Source organism: Mesorhizobium loti, from assembly GCA_014189435.1.
In the GTDB taxonomy this organism is placed as follows: Bacteria; Pseudomonadota; Alphaproteobacteria; order Rhizobiales; family Rhizobiaceae; genus Mesorhizobium; species Mesorhizobium loti_G.
Genome location: CP050293.1, coordinates 4,812,599 through 4,833,669 on the forward strand (window position 1 = coordinate 4,812,599; position 21,071 = coordinate 4,833,669).

The following is a 21,071-nucleotide window of genomic DNA, read 5'->3' on the forward strand; positions in this document are numbered from 1 at the left end:
GACGGGGATGCAGGGGTCTTGGTTGAGGATGGCGGCGGCGGCCGCGTTGTCCTGCCTGGCGGCGCTGTCGTTATCGAGCCTCGTGGCCGATGCGGCCGACCGTTTCATCGACGTGTCGACACCAAGCGTCCATCGTATTTTCCTGCCGATGTCGCAATCGGTGACGGTTCAGGTGAGTGCCAATCTGGGCGATATCGTCGTCGGTGATGAGAAGATCGCCGACGCCCAGCCGATGACCGACCGCACGCTCTATGTCATCGGCAAGGGCGCCGGCACCACCACGGTCAATCTGTTCTCCACCGACAAGCGCTCGCTCGGCGCCCTCCAGATCGAGGTCGGCGTCGATGTCAGCGACATGGCGCAGGCGATCCGCCAGGTGGCGCCAAGGTCGCGCATCGAAATCGGCTCGGTCAACGGCAAGGTGAGGCTTGGCGGCCATGTCAAGGACGGCGCCACGCTGGCATCCATCCTTGAGGTTGCGCAGCAATACGGCCCCGACGCCATCATAAATGCCGTCACCGTCGATGACAGCCAGCAGGTCAATCTCGAAGTGCGCGTGCTGGAAGCCAAGCGCAATGCCGGCCGCGATCTCGGCGTGTCGATCAAGAGCACCAACAGCAGCGGCACGACCCGGGCCGGAAGCGGCATTGCCACTGTCGACGCGGACGGAGCGGTGCTCGGCGCGGGCGACCTCGTCAGCGGCATTCTGTCAAACTCAAACCCGTTCGCAGCGCTGATCACCCGCGTCATCGACAGCAACATCAAAGTCGACCTGATCATCGAGGCGCTGGAAGCCAAGGGCGTGGTGCGCACGCTGGCCGAGCCCAACCTCACCACGCTTTCGGGCGAACCAGCCAGCTTCAATGCCGGTGGCCAGGTTCCCATCCGCAGCGTCGATGCCAACGGCCAGGTCCAGATCGAATACAAACAATTCGGCGTCAATCTTCAGTTCACGCCGGTCGTGCTCGCCGACGACAAGATCCATATGAAGCTGGCGCCGGAGGTCAGCGACCTGACCGGCTTCACTTCCGCCGGCGACCCGATCTTCACCAACCGCAAACTCGACACCGTCGTTGAGTTGCGCGACGGCCAGAGCTTCGCCGTCGGCGGGCTTCTGTCCAGCAAGACCACCAAGCTTCAGAACCAGGTGCCGTGGCTCGGCCAGGTGCCTGTGATCGGGACGCTGTTCCGCAATTCGAGCAACCAGAAGGAAGAGACGGAGCTGGTTGTCATCGTCACGCCGCACCTCGTGCGGCCGGTGAAACCCGGTGAGCGGCTGGCGACGCCGTTCGACAAGACACGGCCCGCCAACGACCCGGAATTCTTTGTGCTCGGCCAGCTCGAGGTGAACAAAGACATGATCCGAAAATATGAAACGGGCGACGGCGTGACCGGCCCCTATGGCCACATGCTGGACTTCAAATCGAAGGACAAGATGCTCTATGTCAAGAAATAGCGCCTTGATCCTCATTCTGTGCGCTGGTGCCCTGACGGGCTGTGCCGCGGACTATCTGAACCACTATGATTCGGTGACCCTGGCCGCCGGCGACACGCAGAAATTCAATTCGCTGCTGCAGACGGTCGACCCGCTCAACCCGGCTTCCAGGAATACGAAGATCGAGGGCGACGGCGCTCGGGCCGCCGGCGTCGCCAAAAACTACAAATTTCCGCCACCGCCACCACCGCCGCCAGCGATCACCGTCAATGTCGGCACACCTACGAACTAAAGCACAGAAGGATGCGGTTTCGACGCGTCAGGTAAAACGAGGGATCCTGGCGCAGTGGGATCAGAGAGTACGGTCATGTTGAGGACCATTCGTGCATTCTGGAACGATCAACGCGGCATAGCGATGATCCTCGTGACGATTATGCTGCCGGTGCTTATCGGCTTCGCGCTGTTGGCAATCGACATGGGCCGGGCAAACGGCCTTCAGAACGATCTCCAGAAGGGCGTTGACGCATTCGCGCTCGCGGCCGCCGCGGAACTGGATGGCAATGTCGACTCCATAACGCGCGCCAACAGGGCGGTCACTTTCCTGCTTACCACCAACGGAACCAAATTTTCGACCTCGGGCAATCACACCCTTGTCCCATCTGACCTGACTGTCACGTACCTGACGGGGATACCGGCCAGTGACAGCACCACCTTGAGCGCCGCCGGCATTGACGCCAATGGCGCGAACTGGAGCACTACCGATCCCAAGCTCGCGAAATTCGCCGAGGTAACGGTCAATTCCACCTCGTTCGCGGCGCTTTTCCCGGCAAGTTATTTCGGCGGTAGCAATACCATGGCCATGCGGCCGCAGGCCGTCGCCGGCTTCACCAACGCTCTCTGTCAATTCACGCCGATGTTCATCTGCAATCCCTATTCCAATCTGGGCGCGCTTCAGACAGCTTTGTCGGGGACCAAGAAGCCGATGATCTGGCTGAAAGAGCAGCAGGGCGGCAGTGGTGCCCAGTACGGCCCCGGTAACTACGGCTTCCTGTCATCGCCCGAAGGCGATAAATCGACGGGCGCCATTACCGAAATGTTCGCCGTCACCAATCCACCTGCCTGCTATGACCAGAGTGGGGTGACGACCCGTCCCGGCAACATCCCCCCCGTGAACGATGGGATCAACACGCGCTTTGACATCTATCCGAATGGCAACAGCGGAAAGCTTGTCCCGGCACAAGCTCCACCGGCCCCAAATGTCAGAAAGGGGATGGTTGTGAAGAAGAACGGGGGCAACTGCTCCTACGACCCGCCCAACAGCGGCCAGGCGAACAGCTATAAGGCGCTGCCAAGGGACAATTGTTTTGTATCAGGGACCTGTTCGCAAGCTGGAGTCCTCGGCGACGGCACATGGGATTTCAATACTTCCGCAAACAGCTACTGGAAGGTCAATCACGGCAATGCAAGCACTGCCGGAGTGGTGGCCGCATGCGGTGCGAGCCCCAGCCGATACTGCGTCTATAAATACGAAATCGACAACCCGACCTTGAAGAGCGGCCAGGAGAAAACCGCGCCTGAGTGCAACACGACGACACAGACGGCCGACAGGCGGCTGCTTTATGTTGCGATCATCGACTGCGGAGCCAACGCTGTCCAGGGCGGCAATCAGACCTTGCCGGTCTTAGCTTTTGGCAGCGTGTTCGTGACCGAGCCAGCAGGCGGGCCGCCGAATGCCGATATCTATGGTGAGATGCAGGATATCAGCACCGTCGTCGGTCAAGGTACGCTGAAGAAGCTTCAGCGCAACGAAGCGCAGTTGTACCGGTAGCGCCATGTTGATCGCACTGAGCCAGGCCATCCGCCGATTCCGCAGCGACGAAAGCGGCGGCGCCCTTATAGAAGCGACACTCGTACTTCCATTCGTGCTGTTTCTCTCGGCCGGTGTGTTCGAATTCTCCAACGTTCTGAACAAGCGCCTGTTGCTCGAGGCTGGCGTGGAGGACGCTGCGCGCTATATGGCACGATGCAGTGACAGCAACTGGGACAATTGCGTCACCCTTGCCAAGAACCTTGCGGTCAATGGCGCCATCACCGGTGGCAGCCTAAGAGTTCCCAACTGGGACGTTTCGCAGGTCCATGTCGACAGAGATTTCTTCCCAGCGGTGGTTGGCGGGACTCAAGTCTATCTCAGCAGCACCGGAACCGTTGTCGTTGTCAAGGTCAGCACCACGTTGCCTTACAGTGGCGTCGGGCTGCTGGGGCTTATAGGCATTGCAACCATCAACATAGATGCGTCCCATCAGGAGCGCGTATTCGGATGGTAAGGGCAAGCAAAAATTTCCGCGCGGATCAGTCTGGCGCCACCATGGTGGAGGTGACAATCCTCATGCCGCTGCTGCTGACCCTGCTGTTTGGTTTTGTCGATTTCGGCTACGCCTTCTACCAGTGGAACGCCGCCAACAAGGCCGTACAGGCCGGTGCAAGGCTGGCGCAGATTTCCACCCCGGTCGCCAGCGGACTTTTACTTGAGGCAAAGACGCCCACCGACTCACTGGACGTAGGCAAAGCGGTTCCTGCCAATGCCTATGATGCCACTACCTATAATTACATCTGCACGGCCAACAGCGCGGGTGCTGTCTCATGCACTTGCGGCGCGAGCGCCGCGTGCAAGAACCTCAATGCCAGCCAGCCTGCGTTCGATTTCATCTTCAACGGCAGCGGCAGCCGGGCCGGAATGAATACGTTCCTGCCAATTCTAAAGAAGTCCGAGGTCAGGATCCAATACCAGGCATCCGGTCTCGGTTATTGGACGCGTCCCAGCGGGCCGGTGCCGACCATCACCGTCAGCATCACAAACCATCCCTTCCAGTTCTTCTTTCTGGGCGCACTGCTCAGTTTCGCAAACATCACCATGCCCTCCATGCTGAGCACGGTCACGGGCGAAGACATGAAGAGCACCTGGCCATGAATGCCATCAACACCAAGGTTACGCCGACCAAGCGAAAGCAGGTGGCGCTGTTCTCGTCGGATCCGAATTTCAAGCGCGATGTGGCGACGCGGCTCGATGCGCTGGCTATCTATGACGTCAGGGTTTCGGAGACGAGCGACTTTCTCAAGGGGCCGCCCGCGGACACGCGCCCGGGTATCGTCATTCTCGATTTCGGCGATGGCGAGTTGCTCGGCAGGCCCGGCATCGTCGAGGCGCGCGCGCTCTGGGCCAACGTGCCGCTGATCGCGGTTTCCGACGAGCTGACGTCGGAACAGACGCGCGTCTTGGTGCGCATGAACGCCTCGGACTGGCTGCACAAGCCGCTCGACGGCAAGGAGCTGCTCAACGCGGTGACCTTCCACGACACCGGCAACCAGGGAACGAAAAGCCGGATCATCACCTTCATCAGCGCCAGCGGCGGTGCGGGCGCGACGACGCTGGCGCTGTCGGCGGCCGAATTCCTGGCGTCGAAATCGGGCGAGCGCGCGGCGTCCACCTGTCTCGTTGACCTGGATTTCCAGAGCGCCAATTGCGGCGCCTACCTCAATTTGTTCAACCAGTTCGACCTTGCCGGCATCATCGGCCAGCCGGAACGGCTCGATGTCGAGTTGATGGATGTCATCAAGCTGTCGCGCCCGTCCGGCCTCACCCTCTACGCCTTCGAGCGGCCGCAACTGCCGTTCGAGCCGCATGGCAGCGATTTCGTCTTCCGGCTGCTGGACCTGGTCGCCTACCGTTTCGACGACATCGTCATCGACCTGCCCAATCTGGAAACGCCCTGGCATAATTCCGTGCTGTCGACGAGCGACGAGATCTTCATCGTCTTCGAACTCAACGTCGCTTCGCTGCGGCAGGGCAAGCGGCTCTACAAGAAGATCCGCGAGCTGCGCGGCAATGCGGTCAACATCACGCTGGTCGCCAACAAGCACAAACGCAAATGGTTCGGGAACCATTTTTCGCGCAGCGAGCTCGAAAAGATATTCAAGGCGCCGCACATCAAGTCGGTCGCGCTGGACAACGCGCTTCTGACCGATGCGCTGAACAGGGCCATCCCGCCTTCCGAGGTGGATGGGCGGGCGCGCTTCAACAAGGATCTGAAGCGGATGTTCAAAGAGCGGCTCGATGACGCTGCCCGATAGATATCGGAGCGTCCCGAAGCTCGCCGGCGCCTGCGTGCTCGGCGTGACGCTGGCGCTGTCCGTCCAGGACTTCGCCCAGGCGAGATCAAGCCTTTCGGATCGGCCGCCGTTGCCGGCGATGGGCCCCAGCCTGCGCAAGGCCGTTGCCTTCGCAACCACCGAGCAGCCCGGAACGATCATCATCCGCAAGGACGAGAAGGCGCTTTACCTGGTGACCCGCCAGGGCCAGGCGCTGCGCTACCAGATCAGCGTCGGGCGCGACGGATTTGGCTGGACCGGCATCGTCAAGGTGGGGGCGAAGACCGAATGGCCGGAGTGGCGCCCGCCACAGGAAATGCGGGCCCGCCAGCCGGAGCTGCCGAAAATGGTGCCTGCCGGCCCCTACAATCCGCTCGGCGCAAGGGCGCTCTATCTGTCTCGAGACGGGCGCGACACGCTCTACCGCATACACGGCACCAACGATCCGTCGGGTGTCGGCTTCGACGGAACGTCCGGCTGTTTTCGTCTTACCAACACGGATGTGATCGATCTTTTCAAGCGCGTCGCGGTCGGCGCAAAGGTGGTGGTCCAATGACGACGATCAGCGAACCGGACATGCCGGCGATCGACATCGGAAACCAGGAACAGCGCGAACCGCGCGCCATCGAGAAACCCAGCAACACAAGGACGGTCGGCGTTATCGTCGCCGGCGGCGCGCTTTTGATCACCGCGATCAACATGGCGGCCGCGGTCTATCTCTATCGGGGCATAAGCGACCTGCGTTTCGTCGAGGCCCGGTTGGAGCAGCTCGGCGCGTTCGAGCAACGGATCGCAGCACGGCTCGACACGGTCAACAACGGCTTCCAGAGCAGGTTCGAGAAACTGGACAGCCAGTTGCAAGGCAGCTTCAACGAGATCGATGGCAGCATCGCGCGGTTGGGACGGAATTTGCCGGTTACCGGCGGCGAGGCCGTATCGAGAGCCGCGGAACCGTCCGAGATCACCACCAGCACGCTGGCGCAAGCACCCGAAGCTCTTGACGGCGCGAGCACGAGCGAACCCAGCGTCGTCGAAGCGCCGCCTGCGCCCAGGAAGAGGACCGCATCGGCATCGCCCCCTGCCCCAAGCTCCTCCTACCAGCGCATCGAGCAGCCTGACGGCAAGGTCTATTACCGCAGGATCAACTAGATTTTGAGGCGTAGCTGACGAAGGCCGCCTGGAACGGTTTAGAGATCGCGCTGCAGAGCCAGATTGCGGATGGTCCGGACGGACCGCTCCCGCGCCTCGGCGAGGAAGGCGATGTGGCAGTATGCACAGGCCGCGACGCCCAAAAGCAGCATCAGGCTGTTCTTCAAGGTGAAATCAACCGTCAGCGCGAATGGAAAGCCACTGGGCGAAGTGAATGCAGCGATCGTGCTCGCCGTTTCCGAGTGGCTGCCGACCGCGACCATCAGCCCGGCGAAAATCAAGGCGACATGGTTGGCGAGGAAGAAGAAAGCCGACCTTCTGGTGTGGCACGCTATCCAGCAGACGATCGATGCGGCGGCAAGGATGGCGGCGTCAACAGCCATGGAGCTGCCCAGCCAGGCATCGACCTGCTGCCAGAACATCGCCGACAGGGGGCGCAGTTCAAGCCATAGCCACCATGCGGTGGGGCTGGCTGGATAGGCGCCCAGCAACATGGTCGCCATGCGCTCCCCTGCCAGGATCGCAAGAATGAGAAACGGAAAGGCGAAAAGCAGAAGCGGCTGGCGTTTCATGTTCCCTCGACAATCTGCCGGCCAGGATAGACCGCATAGATTGCGCAAGGCTTAACGGCTCTACTGCCGGCCCTCTCCCGATTGCGAGCGTTCGAGAACGGCGAAGAAGATCACGGTGAGCAGAAGGACGATCAGCAGCAGCACGAACGCGGCTGCCGCGCCCTCGTTGAGCGAAAGGCCGAGAAAGGCGCGGCGATAGGCAAAGAAGCTCAGGACTTCGGTCGCATTGCCCGGCCCGCCCTTGGTCAGGACATAAGGCAGATCGTAGGTCCGGAACTCGTTGATCAGCTGGATGATGATGGTGATTGCCGCGACCGGTCGCAGCATCGGCAGCGTGATGTAGACGAATTGCTGCCAGCCGCGTGCTCCATCCACTTCAGCCGCCTCATAGGGATCGCGCGGCAAAGCAGCGAGCCCTGCGGCGAGGATCAGCACGACGAAGGACATTTGCTGCCAGATGTCGATCGCCGCCATCGTCCAGAGCGCCATGCCCGGCGTGCCTAGCCAGTCGAGGCGCGGCAGGCCGAACGTCTCCATCAGATGATTGGCGATGCCGAGATTGGGCTGGAGCAGCATGCGCCAGATCAGGGCGACGCTGATCGGCGACATCGCCATGGGAATGGTCAGAACCGCGAAATAGACCGGCTTCATCCGGACCGTCCGGTTGAGCATCAGGGCGATGCCGAGCCCGATCACGAATTCGCCGACCACCGTCACCGCCGAATAGCGCACCGTGAGCCAGAGCGCGTTCCAGAACAGCGAATCGCCGATCATCGACGCAAAATTCTTGAACCCGACAAGCGGCAGAAGCTGCGGCTTGATCAAGGTCATCGAGGAAATCGAGAGGATGCAGGCATAGGCCAGCGGAAAGCCCATCACGATCGCCAGCAGCATGAGGCCGGGCAAGGCAAAGGCCCAGCCAGTGCGCCACTCGCGGCCACGGGCAGCCAATCCTTTTTGATCGCGTTGAGCATCGTAACCGCAGCCTTGGTCGGGGTGACGTTCCTGGTCTGGTCAAGATCCGGCGCGGCTGATAACGCCGCGCCGGATCTCGCCGGATCTCCTGGCAGAGTCGGACTGCTATTTATCGAGGAGTCCCTGCAAGCCGTCGGAAGCCGCCTTCAGCGCTGCCTCCGAAGTCGCCTGGCCGCCAGCCGCCAGCGAGAGCTGGGTACCGAGCAAATCTTCGTATTGCGCCGAATAGGTGAAGATCGGGAACGACTTGCCGGTCGACACGACGTCGCCTGCGGTCTTGTAGAACGGATACTTCGCCAGCACCGCTGCATCGTCATAGACATCGCTGCGCACAGGGGCGTGGCCCTCGAGCGCGCGCTTGACCGAAACATCCTTGCTTTGCACCCACTGGATGAAGGTCCAGGCGGCTTCCTGCTCCTCGGGCGAGGTGTTCTTGGGAATGCCCCAGCCCCAACCGCCGCTTTCGCCATGGCCGCCCGGCATCACCGACAGGCCGACTTTGCCGGCGACCGTCGGACACTTCACGGCATCGTCCATCTGCGGCAGCATCCACCAATAGGTGACCATGCTGAAGGCGGAACCGCTGCACATCAGGCGCATGGTGTCATCGAGCGTCGCCGACACAGCACCCTGCTGGGCGCCGTGTTGAATGTTGTCGACATAGAGATCGAGCGCCTTCTTCGCCTCGGGCGTGTCGAGGCTCGCCTTGCCGTCGGCATTGAGATAGCTGCCACCGGCGGAGAACAGATAGTTGGAGAATTCCATGCTGTTGGGATCGCCGCGCTGGCCCTGCATTGCGGCTCCGGCGACGCCGGCATTGGCTTTCATGAATTTGGAAATCGCCACATAGTCTTCAAGCGTCGTCGGCAGGGCAAGTTCCTTGCCGGTTGCCGTCTTGTAGGCGGCCTTGAGCTTCCCGTCGCCGATCAGGTCCGTCCGGTAGAGGAGGCCCATCGAGTAGTTGTACATGGGCACCAGGAACAGCTGGTCCTTGGTTCGGCCGAGCAGGTCAAGCGTCGAAGGAATGAAGGGGCTCAGATCGTATTTGGATTTCTCGACGAAGGGTTTCAGATCGGCGAGCCAGCCGGCCGCCGGAAATTCACCTGCCCACAGGAAGTCGACCTCGAGCACATTGTAGTAGCTCTGTGACGCGGTCAGCTGGGACACCAGCTTGTCGTGCATGTCGGGATAACCGATCTTCTCGAACTCGACCTTGATGCCGGTCTGCTTCTCGAATTCGGGCAACAGCGCTTCGATGATCTTGGTTTCAGGCACGTCCTCCATCAAGGCGTGCAAGGTGATGGGCTCGGCCGCCCTGGCCGGAAGCGACGCGCTGACAACAGCGGCACCGCTCACGGCCGTCATCAGCATTTTGATCAAGGTCTGCTTGTTCCAAGTCATAACTCTCTACTCCTCTTTCCCTCTGGACGCAGCGGTGATCCCGCCACGATTTCGTAACCGGCTAGCGAGCCATGTCGGCTCTCGGAGCGGCCGGCCTATTTCACGCTGCCGAACGTCAAGCCCTGGACGATGAAGCGCTGGATGAAGCGGGAAGCCACGACCAGCGGCAGGATGGCAAGGATTACGCCAGCCGAGACCTTGGCGATCTGGACGCCGTTGGAGGTCTGCAACGCGGCGAGTGCAACCGGTATGGTCGCCGTCGCCGGCCCGCTCAAAACCAGGGCAAACAAAAACTCGTTCCACGCCAGGATGAAGCCGAGGACGCCGGCTGCCGCGATACCGGGCAGCGACACCGGCAGCACGATGCGCCAGAAGGCGCCCCAGGCGGTCGCCCCGTCGGTCATCGCCGCCCACTCCAGATCGACCGGAATGCCTTCGAAGAAGCCCATCAGGATCCAGGTCAGGAAGGGCAGGTTGAGCGCGGCATAGACGATGATCAGCCCGGTCAGCGAATTGCTGAGTTCCAGGCTTCGAAACAGCGTGAAGGTCGGCAGCACCAGCGCTACGGGCGGCAGCATTTGGGTTGCCAGAACGGCAAAACGCGCCCAACGCCCGCCCGTACGGAAGCGGGCGAAGGCATAGCCGGTGGTCGCGGCAAAGGGCAATGCGAGCAGAACCGAGCCGAGCGCGACGATCAGGCTGTTGAGGTAGGACTGACCGAAGCGGCTCGACAGCAGCGCCGAATAATTGTCAGTCGTGAAGGCCGGCATCAGCTCGTTGCTGTAGGACAGCTGCTCGGGCACGAAGCTTGTGCGGAGCACCCAGAGCGGCGGCAGCAGCACGATGGCGGAAACGACGATCAACCCGAAATGCAGGCCGAAGCGGCGACGAAAGGCCGGCCGTTCGTTTCTGTCCATGCTGGTCATTGAACGGCTCCCATGAGGCTCGGCCGCGCAATCACCAATTCGGTCTCGGGATCAAACAGGTGCATCGGCAGCGGATCGATGTAGAGGTCGACGATCGAGCCGACGGGCGCCGTGAAATAGCGGCTGAGGCGGGCGGCGATCTCCAACGGTCTGTCGTCGCCGGCCGGGCGCGCATCATCCTTGCCGGTGGGCTGACCCGCGATCTGGCCGATCAGGACGTTCTCGGCGCCGAGAGCCTCGACGGCCACGACCCGTACGGCAATCTTCTGCCAGTCCGGCTTGTCGGGGCTTTCGTGGAAATCCTCGGCCCGCACACCCAGAATGACGCGGCGCCCGACACGCCCGCCATAGGCGGCGCGGTGGCGGGCGGGGACGGCAAGCACGGCACCGCTGTCGGTCAGGACAGAGAGCCCTTCGCCAGGTGCGGCCTGAAGCGTCGCCGGAATAAGGTTCATCGGTGGCGTCGCCAGGAACCGCGCGACGAAGGTGTTGACCGGATCGGCATAGACTTCAAGCGGCCGGCCCGACTGGACCAGACGGCCGTCGCGCATGATGCATATGCGATCGCCCATGGTCATGGCCTCGACCTGGTCGTGCGTGACATGGACAATGGTGCGGCCAAGGCGCCGGTGCAGCTTGACGAGTTCGAGCCGCATTTCGGCACGCAATTGCGCATCGAGGTTGGAGAGCGGTTCGTCAAGCAGGAAGGCCGCCGGTTCGCGAACGATCGCCCGGCCGAGCGCGACGCGCTGCCGCTGACCGCCGGAAAGCGCTGCCGGCTTGCGGCCGAGAAGATTTTGAAGACCGAGCAGGTTCGCGGCGTCGGCAATCTTGGCATCGATCACCGCGGCGTCTGTGCCGCGCATCTTCAGCCCGAAGGCCATATTCTGCCGCACCGACATATGCGGATAGAGCGCGTAGCTCTGGAACACCACTGCGACGTTGCGGTCGCGCGGCGCGACATTGGCGACGCTCTTGCCACCGATGCGAAGATCGCCGGAGGAAATGCTCTCCAGGCCGGCAATCATCCGCAGCGTCGTCGACTTGCCGCATCCCGACGGGCCGAGAAAGATTACGAATTCGCCATCGGGAATGGTGAGATCGACCTCATGCACCCCGTAATTGCCATTGCCGTAGAGCTTGGAAACGCGATCGAGCTCGATAGACGCCATAGACTTTCCTCATGAACCCGGCCCGACCCGGCCGAACGCCAGGGTCGAAGTCGAGTGAATGGTCACCTTAGAGAACAAAATATAACATTAAAAGCCTGTTTCATGATCGTATGTGTTCACTTTTTCTGAGCGGTACGTGCCGGCACCAGGATCCGGTCACAGCCGCCAGGAAGCCTTCAGGTCATGTAGACGCCGCCGGTCACGTTGACGCCCTGGCCGGTCATGAAGCGGGCTTGATCCGAGCAGAGGAACACGACGACGTCGGCGACATCCTCCGGCAGTTCGAGCCGTCCGAGCGGAGTTTGCGCGATATAGTCGGCGACCACCCGTTCGGGCGTGACTTGCCGCAGATGTGCCTCCCACTCGACTTCTCGCGATTGCATGCCGGTCTTGACGAACCCTGGGCAGACGGCATTGACGCGGATCCCCTTGGGCGCGAGTTCGCGGGCGAAGGCCTGCGTCCAGCCGAGCACGGCGAACTTGGATGCCGAATAATGCGCCAGGAGCGGCGCACCGACCTTCGCGGCAAGCGAGGCGGTGTTGACGATGCAACCCGTGCCCTGCTTGACAAAATGCCGTCCGGCGATCTGATTTGCGAGGAATACGCCGCGGGCATTGACCGAGAAGTTGAAGTCCCACTCCTCGTCGGTCAGATCCAGCGCGTGCTGCATGGTGGACACGCCGGCATTGGCGATCAGGATGTCGCAACCGCCAAGCGCTTCCAGCGCAGCGGCGAACGCCGCCTCGACGGAATCGCGACGGCGAACATCGACCGCGACGGCGGCGGCACCGCCGCCAATCTCCTCGGCCGCCTTGCGCGCTGCCTTGGGATCCAGGTCGCCGATCGCCACGACCACACCTTGCCGCGCCAGGGCGGCCGCGATCGCACGGCCGATCCCCGCGCCACCGCCCGTCACGAAGGCACGCTTGCCAGCGAGTTCGGCAAGCACGGGAGGGATGACGGAGACAGCCGGCATGGTCGTATTCTCTCTGCTTGATGGCGGAACGCATTCTGTTGATATCGAGATGCATACCAATAAAATCGAACACTGCAAACATATTTTTGTTTGAAAATGTTTGATCATGCGATAGGGTGAAAATCAGCAGACCGCTTCGTCGGCGGCTTACCCACCGGATACATCGATGGCAGACGACACCGCCCTTCCCCTATCATCCACGCATGGCGCACCGCGCGATGCCGATCGTCAGCGCCTTCTTGCGCACGATCGGCACGCACGCATCCTGGCTCTGCTGCGCCGGACGGGATCGCTCACCGTCGCCGCGGCAGCGGCCGAACTCGCCGTTTCCGACATGACGATCCGCCGCGATCTCGTCGAATTGGAACGCGAGGGCAGGCTTGCGCGAATCCACGGCGGCGCGATCGAGGCGGACAGCCCGCCGCTGGTCGCCATGGACAGTGAGGAGCCGAGTTTCGATTCGCGCTTGCGCCAGCGCCGCGACCCGAAGGCGGCGATTGCCGCCGCAGCCGCCGCGCTGGTCTCGGGATACCGCACGATCGCGATGGATGTCGGCACCACCACCTATCTGATGGCCGAGCACCTCAAGGACCTTCCGCATGCCAAGGTGTTCACCAACAGCCTCAGGATCGCGGCGTTGCTGAATGGCGGTGTGCCCGAGGTCTATGTCGCCGGCGGCCGCGTACGCGCCGACGAGATGTCGACCGGCGGGCCTGCGGCCATCGCCCAGTTCGAGGCGCTGTGGTTCGACGTCGCCGTGATCGGTGTCTCCGGCATCACGGTGGACGGCCTGTTCGACTATTCCTTCGATGATACCGACATGAAGCGCGCCTATCTCAGACGATCAGGCACCAAGATCGTGCTGTGCGATTCCGCCAAATTCCTGCGTATGTCGCTGGTGCGGATAGCGCCACTGTCGGACATCGACATCCTCATCACCGATGCCGAGCCGCCGGCCAAGATCGCCGCGGCGCTCGCCGCGGCCAAGGTCGAGCTGCGCATCGCGCCGCCACTCACGCGCGACTGAGGCGCAATTTTTTCATTTTATCCCCAAGGAGAAGACTCGATGGTGTTTGATTTTTTCGGCGACAAGAAGAAGGCTGTCATCTCGATGGCACATATCGGTGCCTTGCCGGGGACGCCCCTCTATGATGCCGATGGCGGCCTCGACAAATTGATCGATGGCGTACTCGCCGACATCCGCAAGCTGCAGAGCGGCGGCGTCGATGCCATCATGTTCGGCAACGAGAACGACCGCCCCTATGTCTTCAAGGCACCGCCCGAAGGCATTGCCGCCATGACCGCGATCGTCCAGGCGGTGAAGCCCGAGCTGAAAGTGCCGTTTGGCGTCAACTATCTCTGGGATCCAACGGCCAGTGTCGCGATCGGCGCGGCCACCGGAGCTCGCTTCGTGCGCGAGATCTTCACCGGCCTGTTCGCTTCCGACATGGGCCTGTGGGAGCCTGATTGCGCCGCCGCCTCGCGTCTGCGGCACAATCTTGGCCGCGACGACATGAAGCTTCTCTTCAACATCAATGCCGAGTTCGCCCACTCGCTCGACCAGCGCCCGATTGAATTGCGCGCCAAGAGCGCGGTGTTCTCGTCGATGGCCGACGCGATCCTTGTTTCCGGCCCGATCACCGGCCAGCCAGCCGACCAGTCTCATCTGCGCAGCGTCTGCGAGACGATCAAGGACGTGCCGGTCTTCGCCAACACCGGCGTGAACATCGACAATGTCCGCGATGTCCTCTCGCTGGCGAGCGGCGTCGTGATCGGGACCCATTTCAAGATCGATGGCAATACCTGGAACGCCGTCGACGGCGATCGGGTCAAGCGCTTCATGGATGTGGTCGCCACTCTGCGTTGAGAGATGGTTCCCTCGGCGACACCGGCCATTGCGCCGGCCCGCCGACATCCTATCAATCATTCCGGGCCGACGTCCGGAATGATTGACGGTATCGACCGGCCGGCACAACGAGGCCCGGCTGCTTTCCTCGCATTTCGGTGGACTCGACATGGCGTGCGTTCTAGGCCTCGACATAGGCACCACCTCGACGATCGGCATCCTGATCCGGCTTCCCGATCAGGTGCTGGGCCTCGCCTCGCGCCCCGTCACGCTGCATTCCAAGCACGCGGGCTGGGCCGAGGAAGATCCCGCGCAATGGTGGACGAATGTCCGAGACATCATGCAGGAGCTGCTCAGGACCAGCGGCATCAAAGCCGAAGAGATCGTGGCGATCGGCACCACCGGCATGCTGCCGGCGGTCGTTCTTCTGGACCATCAGGGCGAGGTGCTGCGGCCGAGCATCCAGCAGAGCGACGGCCGCTGCGGCGCCGAAGTGGCCGAACTGCGGACCGAGTGCGATGAGGCGGCTTTTATCGCCAAGGCCGGCAACGGCATCAACCAACAGCTCGTCACCGCAAAGCTGCGCTGGATAGAGCGTCACGAGCCGGAGGTGTTCAGCCGCATCGCCACTGTTTTCGGCTCCTATGATTACATTAACTGGCGCCTCACAGGCGAACGTGCGGTCGAGCAGAACTGGGCGCTCGAGGCCGGCTTCGTCGATGTATCGACGCACCGGATCGATGACGATCTGGTGGCGCTCGCGCACGTACCGCGCTCGGCTGTGCCACGAAAAATCATCTCGCATGAGATCCTCGGTTCGGTCTCGGCGAAAGCCGCGGATGAGACCGGCCTGGCAGCGGGAACGCCGGTCGTCGGCGGCGCGGCCGACCTGATCGCCTCCGCGCTCGGGGCCGGAATTGCCAAACCAGGCGACGTCCTCCTGAAATTCGGCGGCTCGGTCGATATCCTGATCGCCACCGACCAGATCAAGCCCGATCCGCGCATGTATCTCGATTACCATCTGGTGCCGGGCCTGTTCATGCCCAATGGCTGCATGTCCACCGGCGGCTCGGGCCTCAACTGGTTCGTACGCAATTTCGCCGGTGGCGAGACCGCCGCGGCACAGGCCGAGGGCATTTCGGTGCATCAGCGACTCGATGGGCTGGCGGCGGAGCGTCCCGCCGGTGCCGATGGTCTCACCATCCTGCCCTATTTCCTTGGCGAGAAGACGCCGATCCATGATCCGGCGGCCCGCGGCGTGATCGATGGGCTGACGCTGTCGCACGATATCGGCCATGTCTGGCGCGCTCTGCTTGAGGCCTACGCCTATGCCATCGCGCATCATGTCGAGGTGCTCAACGACATGGGCCACCAGACCGAGCGCTATCTCGTCTCCGACGGCGGCTCAAGCAGCAAGGTCTGGATGCAGATCGTCGCGGATGTCTTGCAAAAGCCGGTCCAGCGCCTGACCGGGCACCCCGGCTCTTGCATCGGCGCCGCCTGGACGGCGGCGATCGGCGTCGGCCTGACCGATGATTGGTCGGGCGTTTCCGGTTTCGTCAGCTTCGCCGACCGCCTCGATCCCGACCCGCGCAAAGCCGACATCTACCGCGACGGCTATCGCCGCTATCGCGATCTCTATGCGCGCCTGTCGGCTCCTGGCGCGACCAGAGCGGGATCGTCATCGTGATGCATCGCGCCATCGCCTGGGACATCGACGGAACGCTGATCGACAGCGAGCCATTGCATCATCAATCCCTCCTCGCCGGCTGCCGCAACTGGAATGTCGATCTCGGCGACCTGCCCGATCAGGCCTTTCGCGGCATCCATATGGGCGACGTCTGGACAATGCTGCGTCCGCGTCTCCCGGTCGGGCTCGACCAGGCGGAGTGGCTCGCCGCCATCAATGCCCACTACGTCGCCAACCGGGCGGACGCCGCTCCAATCCCTGAGGCGCTCGAGACGATCCGGGCACTGGCCGATCGCGGTATTCCCCAGGTCTGCGTGTCAAATTCCGGCCGGCAAGTCGTCAATGCCAATCTCGATGCGCTCGGCGTGCTCGACCTCATGAGTTTCACGATCAGCCTTGATGACGTATCGATCGGCAAGCCGGATCCAACGCCCTATCGCGAGGCTTGCCGGCAGCTCGCCTTCGCCCCAGGGTCGGTGGTGGCTGTAGAGGACAGTCGCACCGGCGCTGACGCCGCACGAGCCGCAGGTCTGTTCGTGGTTGGCTACCTCCCCAGCGGCGGCCTGTTCGGCGACGTCGATCTCAGTACCAACCGTCTTTCGTCGATCCTGGATCTGTTTCCCGGCTGAGAGTTTGGCGCAACGCCACCTCCCAGGTGCGCGCTAGGCCATGCCGGTAGAGGATCGTAGCGTGATGGCATCTGGTCGATTCACATCGATTCGGCAAGAATCCCCTTGCGCCTCAGCCTCATGAACCGCAAACGATTCCACACCCCAGGATTGGACGCTTGATGAACGATACCCCCAAAACGCTGGCACCAGACTCGCTTGGGCCAACCGTGACGATTGGAGAAATCCTGGTAGAGATCGTCGCGAGGGAGACAGGCACCGGCTTCCGGGAACCTATCGACCTCATTGGTCCCTTTCCGAGCGGCGCGCCCGCCATCTTTATCGATCAATGCGCGCGTATGGGCGGAGCGGCCGCGATGGTGGGCGTGGTCGGCAACGACGATTTCGGCTTCGTCAATATCGAGCGCCTGAAGCGAGACGGCGTAGACATTTCCGCCATCGCCGTTTCCCCGGATCATCCGACGGGCAGCGCCTTTGTTCGCTATCGCGAGGACGGAAGCCGCGATTTCGTTTACAACATCGCCAAGTCCGCGGCCGCCCGGCTGGAATGGACCCCGCAGGTCGAGGCGCTGATCGCGCGTTGCGGGCATATCCACGTCATGGGAACGGTGTTCGCAAGTCCCGCCGCCTGGGCGATCACCGAACGCGCGATCCCGCTGATCAAGGCACGCGGCGGCACGATGTCGCTCGATCCGAACCTGCGCAAGGAATTGCTGGCCCACGGCCAGACCGAGGAGAAATTCGCGGGCCTGGTGGACAAAGCGGACCTGCTGCTGCCGTCGGGCAACGAATTGTTCCTGGCCGCCGGCACGGACGGCGAGGAACGCGCGATCGAGGCGCTGTTCAAGCGAGGGGTCAAGGAGATCGCCGTCAAGCGCGGCGAACATGGCGCGTCGGCCCGTCAACGCACCGGCGCCCACGCCGATTGCCCCGGCCTCATCGTCGAGGAAACGGACCCTACCGGCGCCGGCGATTGTTTCGGAGGAGCCTATGTCGCATGCCGGCGGCTGGGCATGCCGCTGCAGACAGCGCTCGAATTCGCCAACGCGGCAGGAGCGCGCAACGTCACACGCCTCGGCCCCATGGAGGGAGCCGGCACGCGTGCCGAGCTGGAAGATTTCATGGCAAGAACGGCGAGAAGAAGCTGATGCGTGTGGCGATCGAAGATTTGCCGGCCCTGCACAGGGAAGGAAAGAAGATCGGGGTGACCTCGGTGTGTTCGGCACACCCCCTGGTGCTCAAAGCTGCACTGCGTCACGGCCGGGAAACCGGTACCACCGTCCTGATCGAGGCGACGTGCAACCAGGTCAACCATCTGGGCGGCTATACGGGCATGACGCCGGCCGATTTCGCGGCGATGGTGGACGCACTGGCGGCAGCCGAGCAATGCCCGAAGGACCTAATCGTGCTGGGCGGGGATCATCTCGGCCCAAATCCCTGGAAAGACCGGCCCACCAACGAGGCGATGGCACAGGCCGGGACCATGGTCGATGCTTATGTCCGCGCCGGCTTCCGCAAGATCCACCTCGATGCCTCGATAGGCTGCGCGGGCGAACCGGCGGCGCTCGACGACCACACGGTGGCCGAGCGCGCCGCCAGGCTGGCGGGCATCGCGGAACAGGCGGCAGCGCAGAGCAGCGGGGCAAGCCCGGTCTATATCATCGGCACGGAAGTGCCGCCGCCGGGCGGCGCCGATCATGCATTGGATGCGATCACCCCGACCAGTCCGGAGGCCGCTCGCCAGACACATGCCATTCACGCCAAAGCATTCCAGGCCGCCGGGCTTGAAAGCGCGTTTTCCCGCGTCATCGGGCTTGTGGTGCAGCCGGGCGTGGAGTTCGGCAACCAGAATGTGATTTTCTACGACCGGGGGAAGGCCCGCGATCTGGCGGCGACTTTGAGCAGATTGCCATCGCTCATTTTCGAAGCTCATTCGACGGACTATCAGGGTGAGAGGCCGTTGCGTGAACTCGTCGAGGACGGTTTCGCCATCCTCAAGGTTGGCCCCGAGCTGACCTTCAAATTGCGCGAGGCGCTGTACGCGCTCGACCTGATCGCTTCCGATCTGGTGCCTGGCTATGGCGAGCGGCCGCTTTACCAAGCCATGGAAGAGCTGATGTTCGGCGCCCCCAGGAATTGGGCAAGCCACTATCACGGCAGCGATGCCGACAAGCGGGCACTGCGCCACTACTCCTATTCCGATCGCATCCGATACTATTGGGCGACCCCGCAGGCCGGGGCCGCCTGCGACCGGCTCTTCGACACGTTGAAGGGCCGGAAGGTGCCGGTGACGCTGTTTCTCCAGCACCTGCCTTCGGCGCTCGCTTGGGCCGACCGCGCCTGTGACGGCGAGGAAATCGCGATCGATCACGTCCAGCGAAGCATCGAGGTCTACGCTCGGGCATGCGGCACCTGAACCCCTCGTCCTGCCCTTCAAGGCCAGAGCCGATGGGCCGGCGGGCGGCTGGAACGCTTACAGCGATGGTCCCAACCGGATCGGGCTGCCGTCGCTGAAACGGGATTGACGGAACCTGTGGAGATTGTGCCCGGTCTCGTTGCCCTGGATCAGATCGGACAGGATGCGGCCCATTCCGGGTCCTATGCCGAAGCCGTGGCCACTCATCCCGGTCGCGACAACGAGGCCCGGGATCGCAGCGGCGCGATCGACGATAGGCACGACATCCGGCATCGCATCGATCATGCCCGCCCAGCTCGCCTTGATCGGCACTGTCTTGAACTGCGGGAAAAGCTCCCTGAACCCGCTGTCGATGGCGCGGAGCGCCGAGGCCTCGGGAGCGGGATTGAGGACGCGCATCCGTTCGAACGGGGTTTCCTTGTCAGCGTCCCATGTTCGCGGGGTTGACCAGGCGTCCGGATATCCGCGCGGCGCGGCCGGCAGGTAGCGTGTGCCAAGGGGATTGGCCATCAGGGCGCTGACATATTTGCCCGCATGGCGAAATGCGTCCGGCCCTATGTAGAGTTGGTTGCTGCCTCCCGATGCGAGCGTGTACCCGCCATCCTGCCTGCGCCGGAAAGCGATGTGTTCGTCCGCGGCGGCACCGGCGTGGATTTCCGCCATCGGCGCTGTCGCGGCGACGGTCGCCCTGACGCTGAGCTGCGGAATCGAGATGCCGTGCGCGCGCAGGAAGAGCGACGTCCAGGCGCCGCTGGCGACGAGGACGCTCGAGGTGGCGATGTGGCCCCGCTCGGTCCAGACGCCGCTGATCCGCCCCGCCGAGATATCGAGCATACGCGCCGCACAATTCTCGATGATCGTGACCCCTTGCCGGGCGGCCAGGCGAGCGATCGCGGGCACGGCGACCCAAGGCTCGGCGCGCATGTCCGATGGGGTGGTCATGGCGCCTTTGAACGGTTGCGACATGGCCGGGATCAGGCTTGCCGTCTCACCTCGGTCGAGGAGACGCGTGTCGACGCCATGAGCCTGGGCGATCTTCAGGAATTTCGCGAAACCGGCCATCTTCTTGTCTGTCCGCGCAAGATAGGTAACGCCCGTCTGCTTCAGCCCTATGTCCTCGCCGCACTCCTCGGCCAGTTGCCGCCAGAGGCGCTGCGCCTCGATCACGATCGGCAGTTCGTCGGCATCGCGGCCCTGTTGCCGGATCCAGCCCCAATTTCGCGAGGATTGCTCGGCGGCGATGCGTCCCTTTTCCAGAAGCGTCACCGAGATGTTGCGGCGCGCCAGGAACAGTGCCGTGGTCACGCCAATGACGCCGCCGCCGATGATCACGACTTCCGAGGTCTTCGGCAGCGGCTCTTGAAACTGGATTGGAGTGGATTCGGTGAAGGGGAAGATTGTCAAAGAGCACTGTCCCTATTGGCACGCTACGGCGGTATCCGGTCTACAGACCTGTCTTGGCAGTTAGGTCCGGCCGCTTCCGTGAAATGTCGGCGCCGCTTGAGGAGATTGATAGCAGCTACGGCCAGGTCGACCTTGAGAATCTACGCGCCAATGCAATGAAATCGACTGCCATTGAAACATCCCGCGCCAAAAGGCCCCGAAAGCTCCGCTTTCGGAATGGGCTCGACAAACGTGCGATACGACATTTGGCAACTGGATGTCGCCTCGACGGAGGTCGTACCTGTGTCGATGATCAAATCTGATGGTGCCGTTGGCTGGGATCGACATCTTGTG

At 62.7% G+C, this 21,071-nt stretch carries 21 protein-coding genes; 14 read left to right on the top strand and 7 right to left on the bottom strand.

What is annotated here, in order from left to right; translation table 11 throughout:
* Positions 1-7 precede the first annotated feature (7 nt).
* The 8 genes from HB777_23170 to HB777_23205 all read left to right on the top strand — a co-directional run bounded on the left by HB777_23170 (position 8) and on the right by HB777_23205 (position 6,730).
* Positions 8-1,456: a type II and III secretion system protein family protein gene (locus tag HB777_23170; protein ID QND66536.1), complete on the top strand. Its 1,449-nt coding sequence runs from the start codon at positions 8-10 to the stop codon at positions 1,454-1,456.
* Entirely contained in the window at positions 1,443-1,727 is a 285-nt protein-coding gene (locus HB777_23175) for a hypothetical protein (GenBank protein QND66537.1), read from the top strand. The genes HB777_23170 and HB777_23175 overlap by 14 nt, the downstream gene beginning before the upstream one ends.
* Positions 1,728-1,802: 75 nt before the next feature.
* Positions 1,803-3,263, top strand: coding sequence for a pilus assembly protein (locus HB777_23180; GenBank protein ID QND66538.1), 1,461 nt, complete (start codon positions 1,803-1,805; stop codon positions 3,261-3,263).
* 4 nt (positions 3,264-3,267) lie between these two features.
* Positions 3,268-3,759: a pilus assembly protein gene (locus HB777_23185; GenBank protein ID QND66539.1), complete on the top strand. Its 492-nt coding sequence runs from the start codon at positions 3,268-3,270 to the stop codon at positions 3,757-3,759.
* The gene (locus HB777_23190; protein QND66540.1) at positions 3,753-4,403 is read left to right on the top strand and encodes a pilus assembly protein; all 651 of its coding nucleotides are present in this window, start codon (positions 3,753-3,755) and stop codon (positions 4,401-4,403) included. Before HB777_23185 ends, HB777_23190 begins: the two co-directional genes overlap by 7 nt.
* Positions 4,400-5,563 carry an AAA family ATPase gene (locus HB777_23195; protein QND66541.1) on the top strand — a complete coding sequence of 388 codons (1,164 nt, stop codon included), beginning with the start codon at positions 4,400-4,402 and terminating at the stop codon, positions 5,561-5,563. The genes HB777_23190 and HB777_23195 overlap by 4 nt, the downstream gene beginning before the upstream one ends.
* Positions 5,547-6,137: a L,D-transpeptidase gene (locus HB777_23200; protein QND66542.1), complete on the top strand. Its 591-nt coding sequence runs from the start codon at positions 5,547-5,549 to the stop codon at positions 6,135-6,137. The genes HB777_23195 and HB777_23200 overlap by 17 nt, the downstream gene beginning before the upstream one ends.
* Entirely contained in the window at positions 6,134-6,730 is a 597-nt protein-coding gene (locus HB777_23205; protein ID QND66543.1) for a hypothetical protein, read from the top strand. The genes HB777_23200 and HB777_23205 overlap by 4 nt, the downstream gene beginning before the upstream one ends.
* Before the next feature lie 38 nt (positions 6,731-6,768).
* Here the strand turns inward: HB777_23205 and HB777_23210 are convergent, their stop codons facing one another.
* The 6 genes from HB777_23210 to HB777_23235 all read right to left on the bottom strand — a co-directional run bounded on the left by HB777_23210 (position 6,769) and on the right by HB777_23235 (position 12,753).
* Positions 6,769-7,302 carry a hypothetical protein gene (locus HB777_23210; protein ID QND66544.1) on the bottom strand — a complete coding sequence of 178 codons (534 nt, stop codon included), beginning with the start codon at positions 7,300-7,302 and terminating at the stop codon, positions 6,769-6,771.
* A gap of 60 nt (positions 7,303-7,362) precedes the next feature.
* Positions 7,363-8,196 (bottom strand): sugar ABC transporter permease, encoded by an 834-nt coding sequence (locus HB777_23215; GenBank protein QND68876.1) that lies wholly within the window; start codon positions 8,194-8,196, stop codon positions 7,363-7,365.
* Positions 8,197-8,382: 186 nt separating this feature from the next.
* Positions 8,383-9,648, bottom strand: coding sequence for an extracellular solute-binding protein (locus HB777_23220; protein ID QND68877.1), 1,266 nt, complete (start codon positions 9,646-9,648; stop codon positions 8,383-8,385).
* Positions 9,649-9,773: 125 nt separating this feature from the next.
* The gene (locus HB777_23225; protein QND68878.1) at positions 9,774-10,595 is read right to left on the bottom strand and encodes a carbohydrate ABC transporter permease; all 822 of its coding nucleotides are present in this window, start codon (positions 10,593-10,595) and stop codon (positions 9,774-9,776) included.
* Between the two features lie 5 nt (positions 10,596-10,600).
* Positions 10,601-11,776 (bottom strand): ATP-binding cassette domain-containing protein, encoded by a 1,176-nt coding sequence (locus HB777_23230; GenBank protein ID QND66545.1) that lies wholly within the window; start codon positions 11,774-11,776, stop codon positions 10,601-10,603.
* A 176-nt stretch (positions 11,777-11,952) separates the two neighbouring features.
* The gene (locus HB777_23235; GenBank protein ID QND66546.1) at positions 11,953-12,753 is read right to left on the bottom strand and encodes an SDR family oxidoreductase; all 801 of its coding nucleotides are present in this window, start codon (positions 12,751-12,753) and stop codon (positions 11,953-11,955) included.
* Between the two features lie 166 nt (positions 12,754-12,919).
* On the opposite strand from HB777_23235, the gene HB777_23240 reads away from it, so the two are divergent.
* The 6 genes from HB777_23240 (at position 12,920) to HB777_23265 (ending at position 19,334) form a co-directional block, all read left to right on the top strand.
* The gene (locus HB777_23240) at positions 12,920-13,780 is read left to right on the top strand and encodes a DeoR/GlpR transcriptional regulator (protein QND66547.1); all 861 of its coding nucleotides are present in this window, start codon (positions 12,920-12,922) and stop codon (positions 13,778-13,780) included.
* A gap of 39 nt (positions 13,781-13,819) precedes the next feature.
* Complete coding sequence (locus HB777_23245; GenBank protein QND66548.1) at positions 13,820-14,620, top strand: BtpA/SgcQ family protein; 801 nt, start codon at positions 13,820-13,822, stop codon at positions 14,618-14,620.
* 148 nt (positions 14,621-14,768) lie between these two features.
* Positions 14,769-16,289, top strand: coding sequence for an FGGY-family carbohydrate kinase (locus HB777_23250; protein QND66549.1), 1,521 nt, complete (start codon positions 14,769-14,771; stop codon positions 16,287-16,289).
* Entirely contained in the window at positions 16,289-16,918 is a 630-nt protein-coding gene (locus HB777_23255; protein ID QND68879.1) for an HAD family phosphatase, read from the top strand. The genes HB777_23250 and HB777_23255 overlap by 1 nt, the downstream gene beginning before the upstream one ends.
* Positions 16,919-17,079: 161 nt before the next feature.
* A complete protein-coding gene (locus tag HB777_23260) occupies positions 17,080-18,066 on the top strand; it encodes a sugar kinase (GenBank protein ID QND66550.1) in 987 nt (328 codons plus the stop codon).
* Positions 18,066-19,334 carry a D-tagatose-bisphosphate aldolase, class II, non-catalytic subunit gene (locus HB777_23265; protein ID QND66551.1) on the top strand — a complete coding sequence of 423 codons (1,269 nt, stop codon included), beginning with the start codon at positions 18,066-18,068 and terminating at the stop codon, positions 19,332-19,334. The genes HB777_23260 and HB777_23265 overlap by 1 nt, the downstream gene beginning before the upstream one ends.
* Positions 19,335-19,391: 57 nt before the next feature.
* On the opposite strand, the gene HB777_23270 is transcribed toward HB777_23265, so the two are convergent.
* A complete protein-coding gene (locus HB777_23270; protein ID QND66552.1) occupies positions 19,392-20,738 on the bottom strand; it encodes an FAD-binding oxidoreductase in 1,347 nt (448 codons plus the stop codon).
* Positions 20,739-21,071 lie beyond the last annotated feature (333 nt).